11 protein-coding genes, 1 other RNA gene and 1 pseudogene are annotated in these 15,490 nt (G+C 51.4%); 11 read left to right on the forward strand and 2 right to left on the reverse strand.

The window, feature by feature from the left end:
* The 3 genes from ssrA to SMC5_RS06865 form a co-directional block, all read left to right on the forward strand.
* Window positions 1–68: a transfer-messenger RNA gene (gene ssrA, locus SMC5_RS06855) on the forward strand; the annotation flags it as partial.
* 165 nt (window positions 69–233) lie between these two features.
* Window positions 234–884: a hypothetical protein gene (locus SMC5_RS06860; protein ID WP_126854965.1), complete on the forward strand. Its 651-nt coding sequence runs from the start codon at window positions 234–236 to the stop codon at window positions 882–884.
* A gap of 166 nt (window positions 885–1,050) precedes the next feature.
* The gene (locus SMC5_RS06865; protein WP_119120117.1) at window positions 1,051–2,244 is read left to right on the forward strand and encodes a hypothetical protein; all 1,194 of its coding nucleotides are present in this window, start codon (window positions 1,051–1,053) and stop codon (window positions 2,242–2,244) included.
* 172 nt (window positions 2,245–2,416) lie between these two features.
* Here the strand turns inward: SMC5_RS06865 and SMC5_RS06870 are convergent, their stop codons facing one another.
* Both SMC5_RS06870 and SMC5_RS06875 read right to left on the reverse strand, forming a co-directional pair.
* Complete coding sequence (locus tag SMC5_RS06870) at window positions 2,417–2,938, reverse strand: GNAT family N-acetyltransferase (RefSeq protein WP_119120118.1); 522 nt, start codon at window positions 2,936–2,938, stop codon at window positions 2,417–2,419.
* A 50-nt stretch (window positions 2,939–2,988) separates the two neighbouring features.
* Window positions 2,989–3,558: an HDIG domain-containing metalloprotein gene (locus SMC5_RS06875; RefSeq protein WP_119120119.1), complete on the reverse strand. Its 570-nt coding sequence runs from the start codon at window positions 3,556–3,558 to the stop codon at window positions 2,989–2,991.
* A 520-nt stretch (window positions 3,559–4,078) separates the two neighbouring features.
* Between SMC5_RS06875 and SMC5_RS06880 the strand changes: the two genes are divergently transcribed.
* The 8 genes and pseudogenes from SMC5_RS06880 to SMC5_RS06925 form a co-directional block, all read left to right on the forward strand.
* Window positions 4,079–5,872, forward strand: a complete 1,794-nt coding sequence (locus tag SMC5_RS06880) for a type I restriction-modification system subunit M (protein ID WP_119120120.1) — start codon at window positions 4,079–4,081, stop codon at window positions 5,870–5,872.
* Between the two features lie 436 nt (window positions 5,873–6,308).
* Complete coding sequence (locus tag SMC5_RS06885; protein WP_207799123.1) at window positions 6,309–7,124, forward strand: restriction endonuclease subunit S domain-containing protein; 816 nt, start codon at window positions 6,309–6,311, stop codon at window positions 7,122–7,124.
* 2 nt (window positions 7,125–7,126) lie between these two features.
* Entirely contained in the window at window positions 7,127–10,177 is a 3,051-nt protein-coding gene (locus tag SMC5_RS06890; RefSeq protein ID WP_119120121.1) for a type I restriction endonuclease subunit R, read from the forward strand.
* Window positions 10,178–10,440: 263 nt separating this feature from the next.
* Window positions 10,441–11,175, forward strand: a pseudogene (locus SMC5_RS06895) (DUF3387 domain-containing protein); the annotation flags it as partial.
* Between the two features lie 436 nt (window positions 11,176–11,611).
* Window positions 11,612–11,905 (forward strand): DUF3892 domain-containing protein, encoded by a 294-nt coding sequence (locus SMC5_RS11695; RefSeq protein WP_119120123.1) that lies wholly within the window; start codon window positions 11,612–11,614, stop codon window positions 11,903–11,905.
* A gap of 491 nt (window positions 11,906–12,396) precedes the next feature.
* The gene (locus SMC5_RS06910; RefSeq protein WP_119120124.1) at window positions 12,397–13,110 is read left to right on the forward strand and encodes a hypothetical protein; all 714 of its coding nucleotides are present in this window, start codon (window positions 12,397–12,399) and stop codon (window positions 13,108–13,110) included.
* Between the two features lie 306 nt (window positions 13,111–13,416).
* Window positions 13,417–13,812 (forward strand): BlaI/MecI/CopY family transcriptional regulator, encoded by a 396-nt coding sequence (locus SMC5_RS06920; RefSeq protein ID WP_119120126.1) that lies wholly within the window; start codon window positions 13,417–13,419, stop codon window positions 13,810–13,812.
* Window positions 13,813–13,815: 3 nt separating this feature from the next.
* On the forward strand, window positions 13,816–15,490 hold a 1,675-nt coding region (locus tag SMC5_RS06925; RefSeq protein WP_207799125.1), incomplete at its 3' end, for a M56 family metallopeptidase.

Consider the following 15,490-nt stretch of genomic DNA (forward strand, 5'->3'; position numbering starts at 1 on the left):
GACTAAACCTGTAGTAGCGCTGTGTTTAACGTATTTGGACGCGAGTTCAACTCTCGCCACCTCCACCATGAACAGAACAACCTGCCCGCCGGCACCCCAGCCGGTGGGTTTTTTCATTTCCGGCACCGCCCGCCCCCTAAGAAAAGAGTCATCGCGAAAACCGTTTAGCAAAACCGGACCATCTTTGTTATAGTAATGGGAGGGCAAAGAGTAAGCAGCGGAAGGGGGGACATATGTATCGAAGAACAATTCAAAGGCTTCTCTGTGCGTGCCTCATCGCGCTGCTTGGCCTTGTGACAGTGGGATGCAGGGGTTCTGTGGACTCCGACGGGACTGGTACTCCCACTACTCCCAGTACTCCAGAAAGCCCCGTCAGCACAGGACCGCGTGCCTGGATGGCTCTCGACAGTACCAAGCTACAGCAGGGAGACATGGACAAGGCAACGGAGATGTGCGAGAGCCTGATGCGCGACTCGTACGCAGCCAAGAAGAAGTCCGTCTCCGTTGACCTCACCCGGTACATCATCGACCCCAACCTGCTTAAGTATTCTGAATTCAAGCTGAAGCAAGAGGCCTACAACCAGATCATTACGCACGTGGACGTCTCCATCGCCAAAGAAGAGGTGCATGACACTTGTCTCTATCTGAAGCTTGCGGCCAGGGTCTACAATGATATTGGTGGCCATGACGGTGAAACAATGGAATTCGTGGTGAAGAACGTGAACGGACGGCTGGTGGTCACTGACTGGGGCGCGCTGGGAGGACCGGGCGGCAAGAGCTTCTTCGATTTTATGCATCGCCGGCAGTGGCCGGTAACAAACCCCACGATCTGGGAAGACCCCGCGAAGGTGAAAGCCCTGTTCGCAGAGGTGGGGATCCAGTAAGAAGATAATAAAGAGCAGGAACAACTGCGGCGGCTGTGCCCTGATTTCTGATACAGGAGGCATCGTTGTCCTGACTGGTGCAGCTCACGGGCGTTGAACCCGTGAGCTGCTTTGCTGTATAATTCGGGTGCGAACTATTCATAAGCTCTGTATAGGGAGACATTGCATGAATACGGGAAAGCTGGATTTATTCTATTTTGGTGACATTGGCAAATACGATGCATTTAATCCTGCTTACGTTTGCGCGCAGGAATATGCAGCAGAGACGCTCTTTCAGATAGCTTCCCGTGCTCCCTATGAGCTTTCAGAAGCGGAGATTGCCCGGCTCCTGGGAGTTGAACAGGAAACCCTGCGACCCGTTGTCGACTCTCTGCTCACGATCAAAGTCCTCGAACGCAGAGACGGTACGTACAGGATTTGCTTTCCCGTATTTCTCCAGGGTGATGTCCAACAAATGACAGGCATATTGTCCAGTGTGGGCGATTCCATTGCAAGAACGCTTGAACGGCTGAGCAGCCAATTGGTGCCGATAGCACAGCGGTTTAGATGCCACAGGCAGTTTGGTGTTGGTCGAATTCTGTATCATGTGATTTGTGACTCTGTATTTGACGATATAGCGTTTGCCTACTTTGAGAAAGAGAGACTGCTATGCACTTCAAAACCGCAACCGGACAATCGCGATTATCTCATTATCGGATATGAAGCTTGTGAGGAAGTCGCACAGAATAGTGACTTACTGCTTTGCAGCAGCAATAACTATACCTGCGATGGGATCCGTTTCAACAGCTTCGGTGACTCACGTGGTCGCAGAAAAGATATGTATCGCTTCACGCGCGTCTTTGATTCGGAGCCACATGAGCTAGCGCAGTTTCTTAATAGGTCCGAGGATATTGAAATGCTGCTGTCGTCTGATATGAAAAGTATTGCTTCCAGTTGTAGCAGCTTGGTGAAAAAGATAGTCTCGAATGATGTGCACTGGACCGATCTAGCCGAGGATGCAGAAACGGCCTTGCTGCTCTCGGAATTGGGATATGTCAGCGGCAGACAGGAGAACAACCGCATATCAATGACGGTTCCTGTGTTCTATCAGGATGAGCAGCCGCTAATCATTGCAGTCGGCGACATTGTCTTGCCTCAAATAAATGATGCTGTTAGGCAAACATTCGATTCCTTTTCAATGTGCACTGGCGATTTTACGGCAGTCAAGCATATGGTCGATATTAAAGAAATCGGGAATGAATTGTGGCATCAGATCTTCGGATTGACGAACGAGCATTTGGCTAAAACAGGGCTTGTCGACAAGCCCCAGCATATTGATGGACAAGGCAGATTCTTCAGAAGCATCAGAATGGAATCGTAGAATAATGTGGATCATGAGTGCAATCTCCACACGTAGCTATTCTGCCAACACTAAGCAACGAGCAAAACCCCGAGTATAGTAATGCCCATGACTCACGATATGCCTGCAATGGCAAACGGGGTCGGGTGTTTATGCTACTCAGAAAGACGTGCAGTGCAGTATGCTGCGAGGACTACGCCGATTCTGCCGGGCAGGCGCTCTTGAACGTATCCCGAGTGACCTCCATATATGTTGGGCCCTTTTCGAGAAACTCCGGCCTTGGCTTGCTGACAAACCCCAGTTTTGCGCAGAGTTTCGATGCCTTCTTGTTGTCCGGGTGAGGGTCGACATATGCTTTCGTGGCCAGGTTGTTGCTGAACACCTGGTCGATGACATGGCTGAACGCATAAGCGGCGATTCCTTTGCCCTGTGCCTTCGGCAGAAGCTTGATATCCAGTCTTGCCAGATCATGTCCACGATCGATGTCGTAGAACGTTTCGCCGCAATACCCGATGTTTTCAGCGTAAATACTGTAATGCCTGCTGAAGATATCCTGATTGACCCCAGTCAGCCATTGCTGGAGGCGTTCAATCGTAACGCCCAGACCCCTCGGAAAGCCTGCATAGAACATCACTTGGCCGTTGTTCCATAGCTGCATGACATTCGGCAGGTCTGATTGATCAGTCTCTTTGATTCTGATTTTGCCTGTATACACTAAACGCTCCCGTCTTGTTCGACCGTATCCTGGTGCGCGTGATGGTCAGCTCAGAGTTCTCCCTTGAGGCCGATGGCTTCGGCCACTTCGCGCATGCCCATGATGGTCTCGGTGATGACATAATCCAGGTCCATGTTTAGCATGGCGGCGCCCTGTTCGATGACTTCCCTGTTCACGCCGGCAGCAAACTTGCGGTCTTTGTACTTCTTCTTGACTGATTTCAGCTCGAGGTCCAGGACACTTTTCGACGGCCGCATGATCGCGCTTGCGTTGATGAGGCCCGTCAGCTCGTCGATGGTGTAGAGGACCTTCTCCATGACATGTTCCGGCTTCACGTCGCAGCACAGTCCGTACCCGTGGCTCTGGATCGCATGAATGTACTCCTCGTCGACGCCGGCCTCCTGCAGGATCTCCCTGGCCTTGATGCAGTGCTGATCCGGAAACCTCTGATAGTCGATATCATGCATCAGTCCGACAGCTCCCCACTTCTCCTCATCTTCACCCAGCAGACGGGCGAAATGCCGCATCACACCTTCGACGGCCAGACCGTGGGTAATAAGGGCAGGAGAATCGTTGTACTTGCACAACAGTTGGTATGCTTCATCTCTCGTTGGTTTCAAGTTGCACTACTCCTTATCCAGATTCATTTGCATCTCGTTAAATCATACCAGATGGGTTCCAGAAAATCAACCGGAACGGCGGAACCGCTTACTGCATGACTGGTGTCGCCAGTTGTGCAAGAGGTGCTTGCGCAAATGACTTGGTGTCACAACGTGCGTTTGCGAGTGGAAGAAGTCACTCCATTTTCCCCAAATCGCTTGCCATTTGTCCTCGACGCGTCATAGTACCATATTGTAGTCGTGTCGGTATGCGAACAGTGGCAGAGGGAGCGGCGTATGGCGCGTACGAGAACAACCAACGGCAGCACGACGGGGAAGTGCTACAATCTCCGCGGGAAGTCAATGTCATGCTCGATATGATCCGCCAAGAGACTGGCAGAATTGACTGTTGTCTTGTTGAGTTGGCAAGTGGCACGAGCGTTTCTCTCGGTTACAAGACAGCCTATAATGTGCCGTGTCGAGGCTTAGGGAGACTTGAAACTGTTTGAGCGAGTAGATTCGGATCTTCGGAGGGCTGAATATGACCGTTAGCGATAGAAGAATCCAGTCGGTAACAACGAATATACAGGAGAAGTCCACGTTGATCTGGAACGTGGCGGGTACCCTTCGTGGCCCGTTCAAGCCGCATGAATACGGGCTCGTTATCCTGCCGATGACCGTCATTAAGCGGTTTCACGATTGCCTGCTGCCAACGCACGAAGCGGTGTTGAAGAAGTACAACGAGCTCAACCGCAGGAACTTGCAGGTGAAGGATGGGTTTCTCCGCAGAGTGTCAGGCTATCAGTTTTACAACACCAGCCCGTTCGTCTTTGAGACCTTGCTGGCGGATTCCCAGAATATCGAGTCGAACTTCAAGGCCTATCTGAGTGGGTTTTCTGACAATGTGCAGGATATCCTCGCTCGTTTTGATTTCGCTCCGATAATAGGTCGCATGGTTGAGTCTGGCACCCTCTATCAGACCGTATCTGAATTCAACAGCGCCCGTGCCTATATGGGACCGGATAGAATATCAGCTGTGGACATGGGGTACATCTTCGAGGACCTTGTTCGCAGATTCTCTGAAAGCTACGACGAGGAAGCCGGAGCCCACTTTACAAGTCGTGACATTATCTATCTGATGACAGACCTTCTTGTCGATGGCGACAGAGATGCTTTTGGCAAGGACGGTGGCTCAAAAACGGTCTATGACATGGCGATGGGCACAAGCCAGATGCTGACCTGCATGGAGGAACGCATCCACCAACTTGACACAAATATCGAAGTAACCTGCTTCGGACAAGAGATCAACCCGCAGACATTCGCCATCGCAGAGGCTGATATGCTCATTCGCGGCGGAGATACGAACAACATGCGCTACGGTGACACACTCTCAGATGACCAGTTTTCAGGATACGAGATGTCATATGTGATCAGCAATCCCCCGTTTGGTATCGACTGGAAGAAGGAAGCTGATGCGGTAGAAGCGGAGTACAAGCTCGGAGACCAGGGGCGTTTTGCCCCCGGTTTGCCACCAAAAGACGATGGACAGATGCTGTTCATGCTCAACGGCATCAAGAAGCTGCGCCCTGATGGGCGTATGGCAATCATTCAGAACGGTTCCTCCCTGTACACTGGCGATGCCGGAAGTGGGTCGTCGGAAATTCGCCGTTACCTGATTGAGCACGACTTGCTGGACGCCATTGTCCAACTCCCGAACGACGCTTTCTACAACACTGGCATCGCTACATACATTTGGATAATTGAGAAAGCGAAACCCTCGAATCGTGCCGGCAAAGTCGAGCTTATCGACGCAAGCAACTGCTATGAGAAGCGCCGCAAAAATATCGGCAAGAAACGGGTGGATATTACCGATGCCTGCCGCAGCCTTATCGTTACGGCCTACGGGGAGTTCAGGGAGAAGGTCCATACAGCTACAACGGCAATCGGAGCAGAAATAAGTTGTGAGTCGAGGATCTTCAATGGTGAGGACTTCGGATATCGCAAAGTCATCGTTGAAAGCCCAATGCTGGGCAAGGCTGGCAAGCCTACCCTGAAAGAAGGCAAGCCTGTCCCGGACAAAGCTAGGCGTGATGCGGAAAACATACCTCTTAAAGAGAATAGTGACACATATATGGCCCGCGAGGTTCTGCCGTACAAACCGGGTGCATGGATAGATGGAAGCAAGACAAAGCTGTATTATGAGATCGCTTTCACTCGCTACTTCTACAAGTTCAAACCCATCGAACCGTTCAAGTCCATCATGAGCCGCATCGAGAAACGGCAGAAGCGGTTACTGGACGATTTGGAGAAGTTCAGCAAGAAGGCGGGTGAGTGATGTGGCGGATGAAATGAAAGACAGCGGGATTGAGTGGATCGGAGCGATTCCTGATACATGGGCATGTATGCGCTTGGGTGCATTGTTCAATCTTCGCAATGAGAAATGTAGTGACAAGGACTACCCTCCGCTATCCGTTACCATGCAAGGAGTTCTTCCTCGGCTTGAGACTGTAGCAAAAACTGACGACGGAGATAACCGTAAATTGGTGATGAAAGGTGATTTTGCAATCAACAGTCGCTCTGACCGCAGGGGTTCTTGTGGGGTGTCCGAGCGAGACGGCTCAGTTTCCCTCATCAATACTGTTTTGAGGCCGGCACACCGATTTAGTTCTGACTACTTGAACTTCCTATGCAAGACCGAGGCATTTGCGGACGAATTCTACAGAGTGGGGCATGGTATTGTAGCGGATCTGTGGACTACGGGATGGAACGATATGAAGAAGACATATGTTCCTGTCCCTGATTACAACGTACAAACTAGAATTGCCTCTTATCTCAACTCCAAGTGTTCTTCCATTGACTCCATCATTGCTGATGCAAAGGCTACTATTGAGGACTATAGGCTCCTGGGACAGTCCATCATCACCCGGGTTGTCACAAAGGGACTCGACCCACAGGTGCCGATGAAAAAGGGCGGAGTTGAATGGGCCGGGGTCTGCCCTCAGTCGTGGAGAATGAACCTTCTCTTCCAGCTATGCGAGGAAGTCAAGAGCAAAAATGCCGGAATGAGAAGCCAGAATCTACTTTCCCTAAGTCATGGCAGGATTGTAGAAAAGGATATCAACACATCTGACGGTCTACTTCCAGAGAGCTTTGAAGGATACAACTGTGTAAGATCTGGAGACATCGTCTTGCGTCTTACAGATCTGCAAAATGACCACACTAGCTTACGCGTTGGACAAGTACAAGAAGATGGGATAATCACTTCAGCCTATACAACGTTGAGACCCAGAAACGTCAGACTGTCTCGATTCATCTATTACGCTCTCCATGCTTTCGATCTAAACAAGGGCTTCTATGGGATGGGCTCGGGCGTTAGGCAAGGCCTGAATTACGACGAAGTGAAGACGCACAAGATTGCATTACCAGGAACAATACAGGAAATGGATGCGATTACGAGGTTTCTAGACAATGAGAGCAAGGAGATCGATTCCATCATCTCCGAGCAGCAGTCTCTTATTGATGACCTTGTAGCCGCAAAGAAATCCCTGATCTATGAATGTGTTACTGGCAAAAGGAAGGTGGGCTGAAGATGGCTCTAGACTACTCTGAAAGAGGATTTGAAACCGACGTAGAGGAAGGGCTCATATCTCTCACGGGCGGGTTTGCTAGAGGTAGCGACGAGGGATATGATCCTGCACTCGGCATCTGGCCGGAAACGCTGGTCGGGTTCGTACGAGCAACACAGCCGAAGGAATGGGCGCGTTTCGAAGCGCAATGCAACTCGGACCCGGTAAAGAAGTTTGGTCAGGTGTTCGCTAATGCGGTATCGGAGGCTGACGGTGGTATCGTGCAAGTGCTCCGGCATGGGTTCAAACATCGCGGCATTCCATTTCGCGTTGCCTATTTCGTGCCTAAGAGCGACCTGAACACGGAATCGGCAGAGCTCCATAAGAAAAACGTCTGCGAGTGCATCCGTCAATGGCATTATTCCTCCTCAAACGTCAATTCCGTGGATATGGTTCTGGCTGTCAACGGCATACCTGTCATTGCTCTCGAGCTGAAAGATCAGTTCAAGGGTCAAGATATCGAGAACGCCAAACGTCAGTGGATGGAAGATCGTGATCCGCGTGAGACCTGTTTTCGGTTCAATCAGCGTGTCATCGCCTTTTTCTGCGTTGATCCGATGCAAGCATGCATGACGACAAAACTCAATGGAGAAAAGACGCTCTTCCTGCCATTCAATCAGGGTTCCAAGGGTCCCGGTGTGGACGGCGGGGCCGGCAACAGATCAAATCCGAACGGCTACCCAACTGAGTACCTCTGGAAGACTGTCTTGCAGAAGGACTCTCTACTAAACATCCTTGAGAACTTCGTCAGCGTCGAGGACATGATCGAGAAGGTCAAGGATGGATCCAGTCGTAGCACCACGATGCACAGAAAGTCACTTCTATTTCCTCGGTACCACCAGTGGGATGTAGTTACAAAGCTGGTGGACAGCGTGCAGTCCGTTGGCGTGGGACACGATTATCTTGTTCAGCACAGCGCAGGTTCCGGCAAATCCAACTCGATAGCGTGGACGGCCTATCGCATGGCGAGCATGTTCGATGACGAGAACAGACCGATGTTTACTTCGGTCATTGTTGTTACTGACCGGCTCGTGCTGGATACACAGCTGCAGGATACGATTTCCGGCTTCGACCATCAGCTCGGCACGATTGTCAAGGTCGATTCGTCGGCAACGTTGCGCGATGCCATTAACTCTGGGAAGCGCATCATCATCACAACGTTGCAGAAGTTCCCCATCATCTACGACGAAGTCGACAAGGTCCCAGGGCGAACCTTCGCCGTTATTGTTGATGAGGCGCATTCCAGCCAAACGGGCCAAGATGCCATCAAGCTGAAAGAGGCTCTTGCCAATACAGAAGACGCTCTGAGAGAATATGCCAAGCTTGAGGGAGAAGCCGAGGACGCCTATCTGGATTCTGAGGACCGCCTTGTGAAAGAAATGGCTTCGCAGGGAAAGCACAAGAACCTCAGCTTCTTTGCGTTCACGGCCACCCCTAAGCCAGAGACTCTTGAAATGTTCGGCGAGGAGCAGAAAGACGGCAGTTTCAGACCGTTTCATGTCTATTCCATGCGTCAGGCTATCGAGGAAGGCTTCATCATGGATGTCCTCGCGCACTACGTTACCTACCAGACATGCTACCAGATTGCGAAATCGATCAAGGATAACCCTGATGTCCCGACTTCCAAAGCAGTCAAGACCATACGGCGCTTTGCGGAGCTGCATCCGCACAATCTGCAGCAGAAATCCGCCATCATTGTTGAGACCTTTCGCGACACCACCAGGCACGCCATAGGCGGTAAAGGAAAGATGATGGTTGTCACGCCGTCCCGTTTGGCTGCTGTCAGGTATCAGAGGGAAATCCGGAACTATATCGAGGCAAATCACTATGACAACATAGAAGTCCTCGTTGCTTTTTCAGGAACTGTCACTGATTATGAAAGCGGTGTTGGCACGGAATACACCGAGCAAGGCGTCAATTCCAAGACAATCGGCAAACACCTGAAAGAGTCGCAGACAAAGCACGAATTCCACGATACCGGCTCTGTCCTGGTCGTGGCTGAGAAATATCAGACCGGCTTCGACGAACCTCTGCTTCACACGATGGTAGTCGACAAGCGACTTCGCGGCGTCAAAGCCGTCCAGACCCTGAGCAGAGTCAACCGCATCTATCCTGGCAAGGAAGACACCTACATTCTCGACTTCGTGAATACCAACGAGGATATTCTGAAAGCTTTCGAGCCTTTCTATACCACTACATCGCTCAGCCACGAAATCAATACCGATTTGATCTACAAGACACAGAAAGAGCTTCGCGATTATCATGCCTATAACGACGGCGACATCGAGGCGATCTGCCGCATCTACTTCGAGCCCGGCAAGCAGACTTCAGCTACGCAAGGCAAGGTAGTCTCGGCTCTGAAACCCATTATTGATGTCTACAACGGGATGGAACCGGACACGCGATATGAATTCAGACGAGAAGTCCGTTGCTTCACAAAATGGTATTCCTATATCGCACAGATCACGAGAATGTTCGACAAAGATCTGCATAGAGAATATCGCTTCCTTTGCTGCCTTGAGCCGTTTCTTCCCGCCGACAAAACTGCAATGGTCGACCTTGAAGACAAGATAAGGCTCGAGTACTACAAACTGGAGAGAACCTTTGATGGCAGTATTTCTCTTGAGCCAAAGGACAACCCTTACGATACTGCTGTTGAAGCCAGCAGAGGCGGCAATACTAACAAGAAGTCCCCGCTGGAAGAGATCATCGAGAAAGTTAACGCAGTCTATCAAGGCAAGTTCACAGATGCCGACAAAGTCATCATCGATACGCTCTACAACAGGCTCCAGTCCGATAAGAAGCTACGGTCGTCTGCCAAGGGCAGTGACCGGAACATGTTCGTTAGGAGCATCCTTCCGAAATACTTTGACACAACCGCGCAAGAAGCCTACGTGGAGAACACGGAAGCCTACACGAAGCTATTCGAAGATCAGGCAAAATACGACGCCATAATGCATGCTATCGGAGAGACCTTGTTTAGGGACTTCCGGAACGAAGGGAAGAAACGATAGAACAGGCAATATATCTGGAAACAAAAGACACCTACCCTTTGAGAGCAGGTGTCTTTTGTCTTGTTTCATGTGTCTTCAAACTGGTCATGATCATCCCGGCGTGTTGATACACTGGCCGGAGAGGGTTGGATGGATTTTGGAGCCAAATGGAATGATTAACTGAAGTTCTGAATTGACAAATAGCGTTTCGAGAGTTGCATTAAAGTCTTGGAAAATCAATCAAAGTATCGAAAGATCGCGAGGTATAGTCCTCAAATTCCACGAAGGCGGTCCGGGCAACTCTGGCCAAATCGACAGCTAGTGATCCGCGGCCCGAAGAGGACCTGGACCATGCCATCCGGCAGATCGTGTCACGCGCTGTCTCTTCGGGAGGGGTCGTCGACATCTTTGCGGCCGCTGGTCTCAAGAAGCCGGACATTTCCATCCTCTCCGATGAGTTCCTTGAAGAAGTGCGCAGCATGCCGTACAAGAACCTGGCGGTGGAAACACTGCGCAAACTGCTGGCGGGGGAGATTCACGGCAACATGCGTACCAACCTCGTGCGTGCGCGGTCCTTTGCCGAGATGCTGGAGCGTTCCATCCGCGCGTACCAGAACCATGCCATCGAGACAGCACAGGTGATCGACCAGCTCATCGAGGTGGCACGCCAGATGCGTGCCGCGCAGAAGAAGGGCGAGGACCTGGGGCTGACCGACGATGAGATTGCCTTCTACGACGCCCTGGGTGTCAACGACAGCGCCGTGCAGGTCCTGGGTGATGCGACCCTGACCATGATTGCTCGTGAGCTGGTAAAGACGCTGCGCAAGAACGTCACCATCGACTGGACTGCCAAAGACAGCGTCAAGGCCCAACTGCGCATCGACGTCAAGAGGATTCTGCGCAAGTACCACTATCCGCCCGACAAACAGGTCCAGGCCACCCAGACAATTCTCGAGCAGGCCGAGCTGTTGTGCGCCGACTGGGCAGAAACAACTCAGACAGGTGAAGTATTGAACTAGAGCAGTAGTGGACGACAGGTGGAGATGGATTTGCAGGCTTTCAAGTGGCCCTCCAAATGGGGCATGCTTGGCGCCGACTATCCTACCGACGCCCAGGCTCTGAAAACAATGTCAGATCGGAGGGATCGATCGCATACGGGATGCCTGAGGCAAGTTATCGCGAAGCACTGCTGCCAGGACAGCAAATGAGAATGCACGTTGACAAATTGTGAAATGCCTCTAACATAATCTCAGCTGCAATATTGTAGCGAACAAGATGTAGAGTGTTCGTTGTATGGTCGAATTCAGAAGGCGGGCTCAGAGTCGACTGGTCAGAAGATCAGGGGGAAGGGCATAGTCAAACACCAACGGTCCAGCATTGAGAACAATGCATCGTTTATTCCTCGGTGACTCATCAGGATAATCGACTTCTCTTACAAGAGGGAGGAAAATCATAATGTCAGAGCGAGAGATTACTTGCATAAATAAGGATGACGGAAACCATCTAAACCGTTATGAGGGGATTACTCATTACGGTTGGAGAGACGAGTTTGGGAAAACCGGTCGTGATGGTCGACAGGAAATGGTTGACTGGGTTGAGAAGAGCAATCGAGCCTACGTGAAAGGTTCTGGGACGAAGGTCTATTGCATGGTTGTTACCAGCTCGCAAGGTACGAAATTCCTGCAGACTTATGCAGATGGTAAAGAGACGAATAACCTGCTTTCCTTGGGCGAGTGTCCGACTAGGTAGGCGGGAGTACTGAGTCTTGTCGAGAATGCAGGGGCAGATCTCGTGCCCCTGCATTCTCTTTATGTTAGTGTTGGCAAGAGTGTCTTGTCATTTGGCCGTATCACCTTGCCTCACGAACTCGCGCGGGTCGTTCCGCTGGAATGGTTCTACCGGGCACCTGCCATGACCTGGCCAACTTGGCAATTGTGCAGCAACTTGCTGCACAAATCCTATGGTTCCATAACTGCATACTTCTCGATATGATCAGTGACTCCAAAACACGCTGCTGATTTCTTGTACCACGAGCTCTTAGGGCTCTTGAGGCACATGGTTCCCGTGCAAATGGAAAACGTCTGACCGCAGAAACGCCTGTCACCAGGGCAACCATCTCGTAAACTATGTCTGATATAGCACGAACCGCAGGGGAGTGCAGCAGAGGAACGCGCCTTATGTTTGCCGGCCTGCACGGTATACTGCCTCCCCAACACAGAAAGGGCACCTGGAGGAAGTACATGCCTGAAGCACTCCGTCAAGGAATCGAAATATGGTTTGACATCGGCTACCTCGTCACGGTCTGGACACTGGTTGCTCTCATGTTCATCCACCGCAGAAGGGTAGCGAGCCGAAACCGTCGGGTCGCTACGTGCGTTCTCTGGGCGTTCGTTCTGCTGGGACTGGGGGATGTGGGGCATGTCGGCTTCCGCGTGTTCGCCTATCTGAACGGCGGGCTGGCGCAGCACACGACCCTCGTGGGGATTGGCACGTTTGCGACGGCCGTCACCGTGACGTTCTTCTACATGGTCATGCTGGATGCATGGCACATTCGCTTCCACAAAACCTTCGACTGGTTCGCATGGATGCTTCTGCTCATGGGTATTGTGCGCCTGGGGCTCATGATGCCTGCAGTCAACCAATGGACCGCCGTCGTTTCCCCCATGCCGTGGAGCATTATCCGGAATATTCCGCTCATGATCCAGGGGCTGGGCCTCGTGTATCTGCTGTTCCGCGATTCAGCGCGCGCAAAGGACAAGACGTTTAACCTTATCGCCTGGATGATCGCGATCTCGTTTGCCTGCTACATCCCCGTCATTCTGTTTGCGCCAACCCACGAGCTGGTCGGCATGCTGATGATCCCCAAGACATGTGCGTACCTGGCTGTCGAGTTCATCGCGTATAACGCGTTGTTCAGGGGAAAACCCCGAAAGAAGAAAGCCAGACGGACCTGACCGTTCTGCTGTTCAAGGCAGGTCAATGTCTACAATGACTAGTCCACTACAACCATCCCCCACTCCTCTGGAGGGCTGACTGACCGCGAACGCTTTGTATGGGCGTCATATCGCTGTGCAGCAGGGGCCGCAGAAGTAAGAAGCTGGTTCACAATGGCTTCTTGAGTTTCTTTCCCTTTCCCAGGTTACCACTCCTGATGACTTGGGATTCTACGTTTATGTTCTCGGTCCCATCCCTTGACTTTTTATTCGTCATTTGTAGAATCAAGGTACAAGTAATTCTACAGTTGTAGAAAGAAGGGAGATATGAGCAGCAGGAAGAAGATAAAGCGTCTGCCGGATTCGGAACTTGAGATCATGATGATCCTCTGGGGGGCGAACGGGCCTGTCACGTCGGCGTACGTGTGCGAGCAGTTGAAAGACAAACGGGAATGGAAGGTCACGTCTGTTCTGACATTCCTTGCACGGCTGGTGGAGAAGGGGTTTGTCTCGAGCACGCGGCAGGGAAAGGCCAATATCTATACGGCTGTCATCAGCGAGCAGGAGTACCTTGAAAGTGAAAGCAAGTCCTTTCTGGAGAAGCTGTACGGCAACTCTCTTACCACCTTCGTCTCTGCGCTCTACAAGAGCAACGCGATCAACGATGACGATCTTGCGGAGCTTCAGCAGTTTATTGATAAGGCAACCGGAGGAGTGGCGTAGCGTATGTTGCAGCATGTCTTCAGCAACATCATCGAAGTCACACTGATCACTTCGGGCGTCATTGCCATCCTGCTGCTTCTGCTGCCGTTTCTGCGTCGGCACTATACTGCGCGGTGGCGTTCCTGGGTCTGGCTTCTGGTGGCAGTGCGCCTGTTGATCCCCTTTAACCCGTCGCTGCCACAGGCACCGATCCAGCTTGCGGCACCTGCACAGCATGTGACGGTGAACGTGCCGGTCCGGGAAACAACGGTGCTTCCTCCACAAATGGGCAACCCAGTGAGCTCTCCAGTGGCAACACCTGTGCCCGTAACGCGGGCGACGGTACCACTCACAACGATCCTTTCTCTTGTGTGGATCCTTGGGATCGCTGCCTTCCTGCTCTACCATTTCATGGGGTATTTTCTTTTCCGGCGGGCAGTGCGGCGTTTTTCCCGACCCGTAGAGGATGAAAGGACCCTTGCGATCTGGAATGCTGTGCGCAGGGAGATGCATGTCGTTCGTCCTATCCAGTTGCTGTCCTGCAAAAAGGTACAGAGCCCTATGATGACGGGGTTCTTCCATCCTGTCCTGCTTTTACCGGATATGGACTATTCAGACACCGGACTGCACATGATCCTCAAACATGAGCTTGTCCACTACAAACGGGGAGACATCTGGTACAAGCTGCTGATGATCTGCGCCAATGCTGTGCACTGGTTCAACCCGCTCGTCTACCTCGTGGTGACAGCATCCAACCAGGATCTCGAGATGTCTTGTGACTCTGCAGTGATTCAGGATGCAGATACCGCATCCCGGAAGCAATATAGCGAGACGATCTTGGCGGCGGTTCGCAAAGAGAAGATGTGTCAGACAGCATTTTCCACGTATTTTGATGGAGGGAAGAAAACAATGAAGGAGCGGCTGGTGAACATTTTTGACGTGAGCAGAAGACGCAAAGGCTTGCTTGCTCTGTGCGCAATCATCATAGTCGTAGGCATTACCGGAGCTTTGGTGGCTTACGATGTGAGTGATCAAAGTGAGCAAAAGGCAATCGATAATGTTGCCCTTCTCAAAGTGGGGAACTCATATTATCTTGAAATCGGGAAATTTATCATATCGTACGGCATTAGAAAATCTGCCGTGGTGTCGCTCGCACCAGATACCAATGATCAAGCGGCATATTTTGAAGACAAAGCCATTTACATATCGGATGAAGTAACGGCAGTTGCGTACGGTGACAACGCAAATCCAGCATCGCCCGTTACAGTACTCATCAGCAATAATGAAGGTCAAACATGGAGCAATTATTCCGTTGCGGATACAAAGGTTGATGATTATACGCAAAAATACGTGGGCTTTACCACCAAAAATGACGGGTGGCTGCTCCTTGCCGGGAGTTCTGTAGCAATGGGGCATCAGGAGAACAGGATTTTTCAAACATCGGACGGCGGGAAAACTTGGACTGAAATCGGCAATACCAATCAGGTTTATCCCCGCGTGGTAACCGGGGCGGGTTTTGCAAACAAAAATATAGGTTTTGTTTCCTTCCGATACGACGTCGACCCCAATCCGGTAGTCTACCGCACGAAAGATAAAGGAAAGACTTGGACACAGTGCACCCTTGAAATACCGGACTCGTTTAAAAGCATTGCGACCTATGCCACCGCGTTGTCCCCTGTTTTCGACGGTGCGAAAGGCA

It is taken from the genome of Candidatus Cryosericum odellii, from assembly GCF_003570935.1.
Lineage (GTDB): Bacteria > Caldisericota > Caldisericia > Cryosericales > Cryosericaceae > Cryosericum > Cryosericum odellii.

Excerpts from the sequence above, each read along its gene's own strand:
- SMC5_RS06860 (WP_126854965.1), top strand. The coding sequence starts at position 234 with ATGTATCGAAGAACAATTCAAAGGCTTCTCTGTGCGTGCCTCATCGCG.
- SMC5_RS06865 (WP_119120117.1), top strand. The coding sequence starts at position 1,051 with ATGAATACGGGAAAGCTGGATTTATTCTATTTTGGTGACATTGGCAAA.
- SMC5_RS06880 (WP_119120120.1), top strand. The coding sequence starts at position 4,079 with ATGACCGTTAGCGATAGAAGAATCCAGTCGGTAACAACGAATATACAG.
- SMC5_RS06885 (WP_207799123.1), top strand. The coding sequence starts at position 6,309 with ATGAAGAAGACATATGTTCCTGTCCCTGATTACAACGTACAAACTAGA.
- SMC5_RS06890 (WP_119120121.1), top strand. The coding sequence starts at position 7,127 with ATGGCTCTAGACTACTCTGAAAGAGGATTTGAAACCGACGTAGAGGAA.
- SMC5_RS11695 (WP_119120123.1), top strand. The coding sequence starts at position 11,612 with ATGTCAGAGCGAGAGATTACTTGCATAAATAAGGATGACGGAAACCAT.
- SMC5_RS06910 (WP_119120124.1), top strand. The coding sequence starts at position 12,397 with ATGCCTGAAGCACTCCGTCAAGGAATCGAAATATGGTTTGACATCGGC.
- SMC5_RS06920 (WP_119120126.1), top strand. The coding sequence starts at position 13,417 with ATGAGCAGCAGGAAGAAGATAAAGCGTCTGCCGGATTCGGAACTTGAG.